At 46.9% G+C, this 12644-nt stretch carries 11 protein-coding genes; 8 read left to right on the top strand and 3 right to left on the bottom strand.

Annotated features, from left to right (window positions below; all coding sequences use genetic code 11):
* Positions 1-5: 5 nt before the first annotated feature.
* Positions 6-437: a hypothetical protein gene (locus HRE53_RS03140; protein WP_235109038.1), complete on the top strand. Its 432-nt coding sequence runs from the start codon at positions 6-8 to the stop codon at positions 435-437.
* A complete protein-coding gene (locus tag HRE53_RS03135) occupies positions 437-3667 on the top strand; it encodes a DAHL domain-containing protein (protein ID WP_235109037.1) in 3231 nt (1076 codons plus the stop codon). Before HRE53_RS03140 ends, HRE53_RS03135 begins: the two co-directional genes overlap by 1 nt.
* A 177-nt stretch (positions 3668-3844) precedes the next feature.
* Here the strand turns inward: HRE53_RS03135 and HRE53_RS03130 are convergent, their stop codons facing one another.
* The gene (locus HRE53_RS03130) at positions 3845-4057 is read right to left on the bottom strand and encodes a DUF2811 domain-containing protein (RefSeq protein WP_212662179.1); all 213 of its coding nucleotides are present in this window, start codon (positions 4055-4057) and stop codon (positions 3845-3847) included.
* Positions 4058-4697: 640 nt separating this feature from the next.
* Here HRE53_RS03130 and HRE53_RS03125 point away from each other — a divergent pair.
* The 4 genes from HRE53_RS03125 to HRE53_RS03110 all read left to right on the top strand — a co-directional run bounded on the left by HRE53_RS03125 (position 4698) and on the right by HRE53_RS03110 (position 7276).
* Entirely contained in the window at positions 4698-4985 is a 288-nt protein-coding gene (locus tag HRE53_RS03125) for an RNA-binding protein (RefSeq protein WP_212662178.1), read from the top strand.
* An 832-nt stretch (positions 4986-5817) separates the two neighbouring features.
* Entirely contained in the window at positions 5818-6150 is a 333-nt protein-coding gene (locus HRE53_RS03120) for a hypothetical protein (protein ID WP_235109036.1), read from the top strand.
* A 125-nt stretch (positions 6151-6275) separates the two neighbouring features.
* Positions 6276-6662, top strand: a complete 387-nt coding sequence (locus tag HRE53_RS03115; RefSeq protein WP_235109035.1) for a DUF423 domain-containing protein — start codon at positions 6276-6278, stop codon at positions 6660-6662.
* Positions 6663-6676: 14 nt separating this feature from the next.
* Positions 6677-7276 (top strand): NUDIX domain-containing protein, encoded by a 600-nt coding sequence (locus tag HRE53_RS03110; protein WP_235109034.1) that lies wholly within the window; start codon positions 6677-6679, stop codon positions 7274-7276.
* A gap of 58 nt (positions 7277-7334) precedes the next feature.
* Here HRE53_RS03110 and HRE53_RS03105 read toward each other — a convergent pair whose 3' ends face one another.
* Positions 7335-7562: a DUF3134 family protein gene (locus HRE53_RS03105; RefSeq protein ID WP_212662174.1), complete on the bottom strand. Its 228-nt coding sequence runs from the start codon at positions 7560-7562 to the stop codon at positions 7335-7337.
* Positions 7563-7733: 171 nt separating this feature from the next.
* Here HRE53_RS03105 and modA point away from each other — a divergent pair, with 171 nt between their 5' ends.
* The gene (gene modA / locus HRE53_RS03100; protein ID WP_235109033.1) at positions 7734-8513 is read left to right on the top strand and encodes a molybdate ABC transporter substrate-binding protein; all 780 of its coding nucleotides are present in this window, start codon (positions 7734-7736) and stop codon (positions 8511-8513) included.
* Positions 8514-8516: 3 nt separating this feature from the next.
* Positions 8517-10319 carry a molybdate ABC transporter permease subunit gene (modB, locus tag HRE53_RS03095; RefSeq protein WP_235109032.1) on the top strand — a complete coding sequence of 601 codons (1803 nt, stop codon included), beginning with the start codon at positions 8517-8519 and terminating at the stop codon, positions 10317-10319.
* Between the two features lie 542 nt (positions 10320-10861).
* On the opposite strand, the gene HRE53_RS03090 is transcribed toward modB, so the two are convergent.
* Positions 10862-12634: an aspartate kinase gene (locus HRE53_RS03090; RefSeq protein WP_235109031.1), complete on the bottom strand. Its 1773-nt coding sequence runs from the start codon at positions 12632-12634 to the stop codon at positions 10862-10864.
* Between the last annotated feature and the right edge of the window lie 10 nt (positions 12635-12644).

The raw sequence follows: 12644 nt of genomic DNA, 5'->3' as shown, positions 1-12644 counted from the left end.
CTTCCTTGATTCGAACGTTATGGCATGGGACTCTAACAAAGAAAATTATTTTCAGGCAATGGCGTTCTCCAATCATCCACAACAGCAATAAACCTATTCAAATAATCCCTCGGCAATTGCTAGGGAACAGCGAGTATCCTCCCTTGGGCAAGATGTTGTTCTGGGAACGAAAAGAATCCTCTTTAGCGGCACAAAATAATTTATCTGAACGAATCCGAGATCGGTTCGTGGCTGTAGTCTGTCGACCCCCTTGCCCCTTAACCGTCTTTAAGACTAATTCAACAGCCCTCTATCTTTATGATCGGGCTGCCCAAATGATAGACCTGGCCATCACAACCTTGGTCACAGCCCTGCTTGACCACCCAATCAATCCAACCAAAAGGGATCTTACGATCCGTTCTTTTCTAACCCGCAGTGAGTGGAAGGAGTCTAGCTGATGAAACAGAGGAAGTTCTTCAAATACCTGGGGGCCTCTACCCTCCTCTTGCTATTCACTGGATCAATATTTAAAAGCTTATCCGTAGATTCCGAAACTCATCAGCGTTATCACGCCTTAATTACTCAACAGTTAATTAAAGATGCTGCATTAAATCAAGGCGTTCTCAAGTCCCGTTATGCCTTACTTCCTTCCTATGATCCACTGGTGCAAGCTATTTCTGAGCAAGGGGCAATACAAAACCAGTTAGAGCAGATTCCTGGCTTTATTGGTGATCCGTCAGCCCTCAATCAACAGTTGCAAACTAACACTAAAATTTTTCGCCAGAAAGAAGAATTGGTGGAGTCTTTTAAATCCACCAATGCGGTAGTCAAAAATTCTTTAACCTACTTACCAGAACTCGTTAAAGAGGTTCGCCAAGGAGACCGGACCAAGGGATTAACGAAAAGCAGTACGGCAAGACTCCAAGATATGTTGGATAACGTGCTCTTGTATAGCTTGTCTGCCAACGAAGCGCTAGTTCCACAAATCAACCAGCAAATGACTCAATTAGAAGAATTGAGTCAAACTGAAGCCAATAAAGATGGCCTGTTATTAGCCATTGCCCATACCCGAATTATTCTGGAGTACAAACCGAAGGTCGATCAGCTAACCCAAGCGATCCTTCAACAACCTGCTACAGAAGCTATCAATCAACTAGAAACCCTTTATACAAAACAACATCAGAGTGCCAGTCAGACAGCGAATGCCTTTCGACTGATTAGTTTCGGCTGTCTGTTGGTGATTTTGGGCGGCACTGCCTATCTTGTCATTCGACGGCAATGGGCGCTTATTCAAGAGCAGCAGCAATCCCAACAACGTATATCTGGCATTTTGAGCAGCATCACGGATGCTTTTATTACCCTGAGTCCAAATTGGCAAGTCGTCTATATCAATGAGAAGGCAGCTGAACTCTTTGGGCCAGTTCTACAGGATGGCATCCAACAAGATTTCTGGCAGACTTACCCCCAGGAATTAGGGCTTGACCATCAGGACAACTACAAGACCGCGTTACAAGACCAAATCAGTCAGTCCTTTGAAGTCTTTTACGCCAATCGCAAAATTTGGTTAGAAGTCCGCATTTTCCCTAGTGTAGACGGGCTGTCCCTGTTCTTGCAGGATATTACCCCTCGCAAGCTAGCTGAAGCCCATCTCATGCAGATGAATGAAGACCTCCAAACTTCCCAGCAGTTATTAAGACGAGTGATTGACACGATCCCACAGCTTCTATTCTGGAAGGATCGTGAGGGTATTTACTTGGATTGCAACCTACAATTTGCAACCTATGTTGGCTTGAGTCAACCAGAGCAAGTCATCGGTAAAACGGATGCTGACCTACCGTGGGCTCCGGCAGAATTAGCAGCATTTCAAGCTAGCGAGCAGCGGATTTTGACGACTGGAGAGATTGAAACCGCGTTGTTGAAACGCCACAGCGCAGAAACTTGGCTGGAGACGATTAAAGTTCCTCTTCATCAGGCGGATGGAACCATCATCGGCATTCTTGGAGTTTATCAAGATGTAACGGCACGCCAGCAGGCGGATGACAATCTGCGCAGCGTCAATTCAGAATTACAAACGGCCAAAGACCGTGCCGATGCAGCCAGCCAGGTGAAAAGCGAATTCCTCGCCAATATGAGCCATGAACTGAGAACTCCTATGAATGCGGTGATCGGGATGACAGGGTTACTGACCCATACGTCCCTGGATGCTCAACAACAGGATTTTGTCGATACTATCCGCAGTAGTGGGGATGCGCTTCTATGCTTGATCAACGACATTCTTGATTTCTCTAAAATCGAAGCTGGGAAACTCGAAGTTGAAGAACAACCTTTTAACCTCAAGTCCTGTATCGAAGAAGCCCTGAAATTAGTCGCACCAAGAGCCTTTAAGAAGGGCTTAGAAATTGCTTATATTGCTGATCCAGATTTGCCCTGCGGTATTGTCGGAGACGTTACCCGTCTGCGCCAGATACTGGTTAATCTGCTTACGAATGGAGTGAAGTTTACGAACAACGGTGAAGTCGTTGTCTATGTCAAAGAAGTGACTGCAGAGACGCAGGATATGGCGTTTTCTGATAGCGAGGGCCAGGCTCCTCACCGATTGTTCCAATTTGCGGTGAAAGATACAGGGATCGGCATTCCAGAAGATCGGTTAAATCGGTTGTTTCAATCCTTTAGCCAAGTCGATTCCTCCACGACCCGCAAATATGGCGGCACGGGGTTGGGCTTAGCCATTAGTAAGCGACTCTGTGAGTTGATGGGTGGAAAGATATGGGTGGATAGTGGCATTGGGGCGGGTTCCACTTTCTCATTTACGATTGCCGCTCCGGTTGCCGACACTTTTGACTGTGCTCCGATTCATGATTTAGCACCGCTGAAAGGTCAACGGCTCCTGATCGTCGATGACAATCTGACGAATCGAAAAATTCTGACAATATTTGCAGATATTTGGGGAATGCATTCCCAAGCAGCCCCCAGTGGACCAGCAGCCCTTGAACTCCTGCGAGGAAGATCTAACTTTGATCTGGCTGTAGTCGATATGCAAATGCCAGAGATGGATGGGTTAACCCTAGCTCGAAGGATCCACGCTCTACAAAAATATAAAGACCTGCCCCTTATCATGCTTAGTTCTCTGGGGGTTGAGGCTATTTCAACCCCGATGGACAAAAGTCTTTTTTATGCCATTTTGAATAAACCCATTCAAGAAGCACAGTTAAGTGCCATATTGGTCCGAGCAGTTACGAAGCAGTTTGAGAATACTCCCCATCCTGAGCCTATTACCCCCCAACCTATTGCCAACTCCAAAACTTTGCGCCTTTTGTTAGCTGAAGATGTGGTGGTTAACCAAAAAGTTGCATTGCTTATTCTGAAACAGTTGGGATACGAGGCAGATGTGGCCAATAACGGCAAAGAAGTTTTAGAAGCTCTCCATCGCCAACCCTACGATGTGGTGTTGATGGATTTGCAAATGCCTGAAATGGATGGCCTGACGGCAGCCCGAGCTATTCAAGAGACTTGGTCTCGTGAAGCTCAGCCTCATATCATTGCTTTGACAGCTAATGCCATGCAAGGAGACCGAGAAAAGTGTCTAGAAGCTGGCATGCAAGATTATGTGAGTAAACCAATTCGGAGTGAAGAACTAAAAGCCGCCTTAGAACGTTATGTATTGTCGCAATCATCTGTGCTGAGTTAGAAGTTAGCTCATCTCAGGAACCACTAAAAGTTATGAGCTGCCCTTCAGTTCACATATGTTGTACTAACGTTCTCGATCCGAAATTAGCTTCTCTGCTCGATGAAGATGCTTCTCTTTGGATGAAATCTTCAGTCTGCAGGACTAACTCACTGGGGAGATGGTTTGGATATCAAGCCATTAGCAGGCTGTAGGGAGTTCTTTTTTGAACAAACTATCAAGATAGATGCGAGCTGTCTTGCGGTCTGATTGACCGTACTGCATGAGGAATAACGATAGTGCCGCTGAGATAACCCGATCTTGATCCCAGTCAGGATGGGTTTCCAAATAACTCATTAATGCGTCATGGAGATCTTCAGGGATATCAGCCAGAATGCTAACGGTCGTTGACATAAATTTCGGTCGCTCTTGAACAACAGTGAGGTCGGTAGTGATGGTCGATGCACCAGACGATTAAGCATGACAACTGATGCCCTCTTTAGTCACACAAGTCTTAGTCGGAGATCCTTCTTCGACCCTATGGCTTGCGAAATATAGAGCGCAGCACTTAAGGCTGGGAGTCCTATCTTGCGGTCTACCAGTGTGATTGTCAATCGGTTTTTTTGAACTCATTGATTGAACTCAAAGCTATACACACTATGGAATTAGGTCGTAATTTTTTTTTTGCATATTCCCCAGAAATGGCCCAAACCCTTAATCTGTCGTTCTAGCCTGTGGAAAACAATCCATTTACTGTGGAAAACTAGAATGATTTTGTGAATAAGTTGGGTAGAAGCTGGGGAAAAGCTAACTGACCAGATCTAGCACTAAAGCTCTCTACAATAGGGGCTTAATTCTAAAGAAGACCGAAATCACTGTAAAGATTGCTTCTTAACTCAGCATCTAGTTTGGGGATCGGTTACTATAGGCAGCGAGATATAAATATCGGTTTCCCGTTAGTTTTCAGAATTGCTTGGTTTTATCCAGTTCAATTTTTAAGACCACGCACCGAAATCCAATTCTCTACACCTCTACTGATTTTGGGACTTAATTCATGTCGATTTATGTTGGTAACCTCTCTTATGACGTTACAGAGCAAGACCTAAACACCGTTTTTGCAGAATATGGAACTGTCAAGTCCGCCAAGCTTCCCACCGACCGTGAAACAGGTCGGATGAGAGGTTTTGGTTTTGTCGAGATGAGTGATGATGCCGAAGAAACCAAGGCGATTGAAGAACTAGATGGTGCTGAGTGGATGGGCCGTACCCTGAAAGTCAATAAAGCAAAACCCCGCGAAAACAGAGGTGGGGGTGGCAACTTTGGTGGCGGCCGACGCTACTAAAGCCCATTTAGTTTAAGAAAATTTGATCTCATAGCTCATCACATTAGAGCTATGAGATTTTTTTTGGGAATTTTTCTCTTTTACGCAGTGACTATCTAGCCTGACTGCCTGACATAAGTACCTCAAAGTCTTTAGATACGTAGCTTTTGGATGCTGAATAGCAGGGTGTATAAGGCTAGCTTTTGGCATTGTTCACACGTCAAACGCAACCTAAACGTATTACCAACTCTCTTGCCTTAGGGGCAGCGTTGCTATTCTTACAGTGCAAACCCTTACGAAGAAAAGGCTTTCAGAGATGTGTCAGGCAGTCAGCTATCTAGCTACTGCATATGTGCAGCTTATGCAATACAGGAAAATATGAGGCAACGACGATTTCCTCAAGTAGCTGCAATCTGACAATTGAGCAGAGAATTCTTAAATGATGAATCATCTGCAAAAAAGACGAATTGGCTTAGGCTGTGTATCAGCTGGGATATATATTCTCAAAAAAAGATACCTGAAAATCTTTTCGGAATATGCAAGAAATATACATGGGTTCATGGATACTCCCCTAGAACTGTTTTAAGCTTGCTAGCGATCATCAAAAGCTGAGATGTCTATAAACCTTTAAGGCGTAGGGTTTAGGCTACTTAAATAGCTACCCTGAAAACTATGGGTTTTAATATGGACGGAGTTTAAATATGAGTTTTTTTATTTTCTCTCGAAAAAAATAAATAGCATTATTAGAGGATAGGCTACTTGGCATAGCAAGTCCTAGGTTATTGACTCTTCAACTCCATAAAACGGGCATTTTAATTGAGAACCCATTTCTGAAGATTGAAGGGAGTTGTGCATGGGCAGATTAATAGGCTTAGGATTGTTGATCCTTGGCTTTTACTTTTTGGGACAAAACATTTACTTTACGACCAATGTGTATCCCTACTGGTGGAGAGGGATTGCAGCAGATGCTTCCGTTCTTTTTCTGACAGGAGGCATAGTTTCCCTTTTTTTCCTGCCTAGACGTGAAAAAATGTTGGGATGGATTCTGATGGGAATTGGCGTGCTACTGATTTTCTTTGGCAGTCGTGCAGTTCTGAATCCCACAAGCTTATGGCAATTTTGTGTATCTTTTGGATGTTTTGTGGGCGGCTATCAGTTATTTAGCACTGGCCGATTGAATATTTAGCCAGGTAGAACGAACAATGATGGCTTCTGCCACAACGACTTTCCTCATTCCTGAGCAGACCAGAAAGATGAATTAAAAAATGCCATGATTCATAATGTTAGTTTCATCAAGAGAAACAGGAATTCATGGCGAACATATTCCTAATGGCGGGCTCAATTTTTGGTGGCCTTTCCGTGGCGGCAGGAGCTTTTGCTTCCCATGCCCTCAAAGCTCAACTCAGCGAAAAGTCACAGCAAATTTTTGAGACTGGCACCAAGTATCAGATGTATCATGCTCTCGCTCTGATCCTGGTATCCCTGCTGTTGAGTCGAGCAGAAGGAGGAGAGGGGGTACTCACTATTGCAGGCTATGCCTTTATTGCTGGTATTGTCTTATTCTCTGGCAGCCTATATGGATTGAGCCTGTCTGAAATTAAGTGGTTTGGCCCTATTACTCCTCTGGGTGGCGTCGCTTTTCTAGTCGGGTGGGGATGTATTGCGATCGCAGCCTTCAAATCATCTCCGATCAGCTAATTGAACCCCCTCCAATGTTCTCACCAAAGAAATCTAATCCTTCAGACCAGAGTTCTGAAGTGCCCCATTATCATGAGCCAGACCGCACTTATCAAATGGGGCTGGATGCCAGATTACCGACAGAGGTCTTTAGTCAAGCTCTAGATCATCTGGTCATTACTTGCGTTGATTTAGTTTTTAGCCATCAACAACAGGTGTTGTTGGCTAAACGCCGTACCTATCCCCAAAAATCTTGGTGGGTCATTGGCGGACGTATGATCGCTGGAGAGTCCCCCTTACAATCTGCCCAGCGGAAAGCGAGGGAAGAAGCTGGACTTGCGATCGCAACAGGTCGATTCCACTTTATGGGAGTCTATTCCACTTGTTTTGCCCATCGGCAGCAATCCCCTCAGGATCGGGGCTTGCACAGCCTCAATCTCACCTATGTAGTCACGCTGACCGCTCCTGAAAAGCAACAGCTTTGCCTCGATCCCCATGAGTATCAAAAGTGGCAATGGTACTCCAATCGTGAAGCTACCTTGCAACTCAATGCTTCCCAGGTGATGGATCAACTGCTATTAAGTCTGTTAGATCGCGTCAATTCTATGCAAAATACATCGGGCAAGATCAATTGATTGGATCCAACAAACCAAGATAGATATTGTCAATATCCCTCAAGAAAAAACAATGATTTTACGCAGCCATTGGCGTATAACTCTCGTCGTTGTTACTGTTGCTGTTGTTGTTGGAATATTCTGAAAGCAGTTCTTCGTCATCGGTAGACCAGTCGAAATCAGATTCATCATTTTGGCGGAAACGACCATTCTCTTCTAACCAGTTATACAGAGATGTATTTTTGCGAGGAGCGATTACGGGGCTAACCTGATTACGGTTTTCTTCTGTCAAGGAGGGATTATACATGTGTGTGATCCGAGCAAAAATGTGTGTGTATACACAAATTTGCCCCATCTCAAAGCCTTACGCTTCGGTATTTATAATGAATTCTCTCAGAGAAAAATCACTGTTTTCTCCTGGAATTTACACAGGTCTTTTTGCCTCTAGGATGAAGGCATCTTCCTTTATGGCCGCAGCATGATGAATTTTTCAGTCCCAAAACGGATGATCAGCTTAGTGGCTTTGATCCTGGGGGGATGCCAGTTTGCCCCTCAAACCCGCCAGCTTACGGTATCTGCGGCTTCCAGTCTACAAACTGTTTTGCAAGCTATAGAGCCGGAATTTGAGAAGGCCTATCCCCAGATTGATCTGACCTTTAATTTTGCGGCCTCGGGGGTCTTGCAACGTCAAATAGAGCAAGGGGCACCTGTGGATGTGTTCTTCTCCGCTGCACCTAAGCCCATAAACAGGCTGTTAGAGCAGCAACTCATTATCCAGAACTCCCATCGATCCATCGTCACGAACCAACTGGCCCTGATTGTACCTGAGGAGTCTCAGGTGTCTTTGACGGGGTTTCAGCAATTAACGTCCCCCCAAGTTAAAAAAATTATGGTGGGAGAAGGGGCGAGCGTCCCCGCTGGGCAATATGCCCAAGAAGTTTTTTCGACACTCGAATTATCTCAACAGATTCAGACCAAGCTAATTTTTGCCAATAGCGTGCATGGGGTTCTAGCGGCGGTTGCGGGTGCCAATGTGGATGCAGGCGTTGTCTATGCCACTGATGTGCGCCAGTCTGATCGGGTGAAACAGGTGGCCCTTGCCCCAGCCCACAGCCATTCTCCCATTGTTTATCCGATTGCTATTGTGGCTGGGAGTTCTCAGCCCCAGACGGCTCAATCTTTTGTCGAGTTTTTGTCCACTCCTGAATCGAAAGACCGCTTCACTCAGGCTGGATTTGGTTTAGTGCCTGAGGATTGATGTGTGAGCATTGCGCCCCTATGGACCTCTTTAAAGATTGCTGCGATCGCAACCGGTATCACCTTTACTTCGGGGGTGGCAACGGCCTATGCCATGCACCGCTATCGGGGCAAAGGCAAAGCGGTGATCGAGAGCATCCTCCTGACCCCCCTGGTGTTACCTCCCACCGTGTTGGGGTTTATGCTCCTCTTTCTTCTGGGGACTCAAGGTCCCATTGGTCAGTTTTTGACCCCTGTGGGATTGAACCCGGTGTTTACTTGGTATGCCGCTGTGATTACGGCCACGGTTGTATCCTTTCCCTTGCAGTACAAAACCGCATTGGGAGCCTTCCAGCAGCTTGAGCCCGATCTACAGGCGGCGGCACGCACGTTGGGGGCTTCTGAATGGACTGTATTTCGGCAAGTGGTCTTACCCTTAGCCGGGCCAGGAATCTTAGCAGGCACGAGTTTAGCCTTTGCCCGAGCCTTGGGAGAATTTGGAGCAACTCTAATGCTGGCGGGCAATATTCCAGGGCGAACCCAAACTTTACCAATGGCGATTTATTTTGCCGTTGAAGGCGGGACATTTGAAGAAGCATTGATTTGGTGCAGCATCACCCTCCTCGTCAGTTTAGGGTGCCTGATGGGGATGAATCTGTGGCTCAGTCGAAAACCTCGGTTCAAACAGTTCCGTCACCGTCGCCCCTTGAGACCCAGATTACCCTCAGGTGCGTCCTATCCCCCTACTGAAAAGGGGTTATGGGTTGACTTGCAAAAGCGAGTGGCTGGATTCCAATTAGATATCTCTTTCCAAACCCAAGAAACCACTCTGGGGGTATTGGGAGCTTCAGGAGCTGGAAAAAGTATGCTCCTCCGCTGTATTGCCGGGATTGAAACTCCTGATCGGGGCCGGATTGTCCTCAATGGTCGGGTGCTGTTTGACTCAGTGCAGGGCATTAATATACCGAGTTGCGATCGCAATATTGGCATCTTGTTCCAAAACTATGCCCTGTTCCCTCACCTCACTGCCGCTGAGAATATTGCCTTTGCCTTATCAGCAGGACAATCCCTCAATATCACCGAAACTGCATCCCACTTAGCTCCGCTTCAGCTAGCTGACTACGGCCACCACTTGCCCCAGGAATTATCTGGAGGACAGCAACAGCGGGTTGCTCTGGCAAGGGCCCTAGCAAGCCAGCCCCAACTCTTACTCTTTGATGAACCTTTCTCCGCATTGGATACCCACCTCCGTAACCAGATTGAGAAAGTGATGGTGTCTCGTCTATCCACCTTTGAGGGCATGACCCTCTGGGTCACTCACAATGTGGAAGAAGCCTATCGACTTTGCGATCAGCTGATGGTTGTGGAGCAAGGGAAACCCTCTACCTTACGCCCAAAGCATCAAATCCTAGAACATCCCGAAACCCTGAGCATTGCCCAACTCACGGGTTGTAAAAACTTTTCCCGCATCCAGCAGAGTGGCCCAGACAAGGTGTTTGCCCTGGACTGGGAGTGCACCCTACAGATCCTGGAGCCTGTTCAGCCCCACCATTCCCAAATGGGTATTCGCGCCCATCAAATTCGGTTTTTAGATTTAGAGTCCCCCGTGACTTCACCTAGTAATACCTTTCCAGGCTGGCTAGCGATGACCCGAGAGACCCCTCACCGGATGACCCTCTATCTCAAGCTCAATACACCCCCCACCCACGCAGAAGATTACTATCTCCAGGCTGAAGTGTTCAAAGACAAATGGAAACAGCTCAAAAACCTGCCTTTTCCCTGGTCAATTACCCTTGACCCCCTGCGAATTTTATTACTTCGGGAATAGTTATTTCCCATTTTTCTTTAGCTATTTTTGTAAGTGATAAAGATTGCCTAGCTAACGTGATTTAGATCACACTAGCTTCCATTTTTTCCAGCGATATTGAAGAAGACTTAGAGTTATCTGAGTCGTCATTGGGGAACACACATACGTCCGACAGGTTGGTTCAGCTTGTCGGTGTTTTTTTGGGAAATGATGTACCGACAGGGTTTAACCTGTCGGTTTTTTAATGGGATGGTATTGATTACCAAAAGACCTCCGTATAAATACGGAACTTTTTGACCATCTTTTTTTTATTCTTCAGAGACTTTTTGTTTACTCCGAAAATTCTCGCAGAAAATAGTTTGGACTCCGTAATTATTCGGTAGAGCCAACCTGTGACTGCCGATAAAGTGTAATCACTGTGTGTTCACCACTGTTTCTGGGTAAGGACTGCAGCAGCAGTGCTTACCTAGATCCAAATACAAATCCTTGAATGACCTCGCTTGATCACGAGGTCATTTTCTTTTTTAAAGGCTTACGGAGGGTGAAGCCTTGCAGCCAAAAAGCTAACCCTCTAGGCCAAACGCTTTATGGATCGCCTGCAAAGCAGTACTCCCATCTTCCTGGGCCACCACGCAACTGACTCGAATTTCCGAGGTGGCAATCATTTGAATATTAATTTTCTGCTGGGCTAAAGCCACAAACATCTGCGCTGCAACTCCAGGCTGCCCCAACATACCGATACCGACGATACTGACTTTTGCGATCGCAGAATCAGATGCCACTTCACCACACCCTAAGCTGCGAGACAAATCCAGCAAAAGCCCCTGAGCCACCTCTAAGTCCCCCTCTGCCACCGTAAAGGCAATATCTCGGGTAATCTGCCCTTCCACCTGGCGAGAGCGTTGAGACTGAATAATCATGTCTACACTGATATTTCGTTTGGCTAAAACCTGGAAAATATGAGCCGCCATGCCAGGATGGTCTGGAACATTACGGATGGCGAGTTGGGCTTGCTCAAGATCTAGGGCCACACCACGCACCGGGGGAATGGGGTAATCGGGTAAGGAGATCCCACTATCAATTGAAGAGCTAGTGACTTCAAAGACATCACACAGGGCTTTCGTTGCCCGTTCACAATCCGCAGCAGCAATCGTACAGCTGACATTCACCTCAGACGTAGAAATCATCTGCAAATTGATATCCAAATCACTCAGGGTCTGAAACATTTGGGCTGCAATTTGCGGACGGCCAATAATCCCCGCACCGACAATACTCACCTTAGCGACCTTGGGTTCTACCAAAACCTCCGAGGCAGGACCAGTGGGCAAATTCGCACTAAAGGCAGTCGCCACCGCTTCAACACGATCACAACAGTCTTGAGCCACGGTGAAAGCAATATCATTGGAGTTGCCATCATGAATCGACTGGATAATTAAGTCCACATCCAGGTGTTGATTGGCTAACTCCCCAAACAATCCTGCTGCGACCCCTGGCCGATCAGTAACATGGAGCAAAGCAACCTTAGCTTGGTTCAAATCAAAATGCACCGCATCAACAGGGCGACCTAATTCTAGGTCTGTCAAAGTTTTCGGTTGCGTTCCAGTAGAGATAATTTGAGTACCAGGCTCATCAGTCCAACTAGAGCGGACGGCCATCTGGACCCCATAATTACGAGCAATCTCCACCGCCCGAGGATGAAGGACATTAGCCCCCAGACTCGCCAGTTCAAGCATCTCCTCGCAAGTAATCTCCTCCATCAGTTGGGCCTTCTCTACCAACCGAGGATCCGTCGTCAGCACCCCAGCCACATCGGTATAAATCTCACATTTTTCGGCGTTTAGAGCCGCCGCCAACGCCACAGCAGAGGTATCTGATCCACCTCGGCCTAATGTGGTTACTTCCAGATCGGAGGTATTAGAGGTGCCCTGAAATCCAGCCACCACCACCACTTTTCCTTCATTGAGATGGCGTTCTAAGCGTTCCGTGGCAATGTGGAGAATGCGAGCACGGGTATGTTCAGGTTCTGTGACAATCCCCACCTGAGCCCCAGTCAAGGAAATAGCAGGCTGCCCCAATTCCTGGAGGGCCATGCTCAGGAGGGAAATTGAGACTTGCTCCCCTGTCGATAGCAGCATGTCCATCTCGCGTCGGCAGGGATTGGAGGATACACCTTGGGCCAGCTGGACCAGAGTATCGGTGCTCTTGCCCATGGCCGACACCACCACCACCACCGAGTTGCCCTGGACAACGGTCTGCTTTACCCGCTGGGCAACCGCTTTAATCCGCTCGACTGAACCAACGGACGTGCCACCAAACTTCTGAACAATTAGGCCCATGATTGTTACA

Source organism: Acaryochloris sp. 'Moss Beach' (assembly GCF_021497025.1).
Classification (GTDB): Bacteria; Cyanobacteriota; Cyanobacteriia; order Thermosynechococcales; family Thermosynechococcaceae; genus Acaryochloris; species Acaryochloris marina_A.
Note: the sequence above shows the minus strand (reverse complement) of the source record. Positions and strands in the feature narration are given on the sequence as shown.

Bases quoted from the DNA above. Each gene is read 5' to 3' on its own strand.
- HRE53_RS03120 (WP_235109036.1), top strand. From the start codon at position 5,818: ATGGGCAGATTAATAGGCTTAGGATTGTTGATCCTTGGCTTTTACTTT.
- HRE53_RS03110 (WP_235109034.1), top strand. From the start codon at position 6,677: ATGTTCTCACCAAAGAAATCTAATCCTTCAGACCAGAGTTCTGAAGTG.
- modA (WP_235109033.1), top strand. From the start codon at position 7,734: ATGATGAATTTTTCAGTCCCAAAACGGATGATCAGCTTAGTGGCTTTG.
- HRE53_RS03115 (WP_235109035.1), top strand. From the start codon at position 6,276: ATGGCGAACATATTCCTAATGGCGGGCTCAATTTTTGGTGGCCTTTCC.
- HRE53_RS03130 (WP_212662179.1), bottom strand. From the start codon at position 4,057: ATGTCAACGACCGTTAGCATTCTGGCTGATATCCCTGAAGATCTCCAT.
- HRE53_RS03135 (WP_235109037.1), top strand. From the start codon at position 437: ATGAAACAGAGGAAGTTCTTCAAATACCTGGGGGCCTCTACCCTCCTC.
- HRE53_RS03125 (WP_212662178.1), top strand. From the start codon at position 4,698: ATGTCGATTTATGTTGGTAACCTCTCTTATGACGTTACAGAGCAAGAC.
- HRE53_RS03105 (WP_212662174.1), bottom strand. From the start codon at position 7,562: ATGTATAATCCCTCCTTGACAGAAGAAAACCGTAATCAGGTTAGCCCC.
- HRE53_RS03090 (WP_235109031.1), bottom strand. From the start codon at position 12,634: ATGGGCCTAATTGTTCAGAAGTTTGGTGGCACGTCCGTTGGTTCAGTC.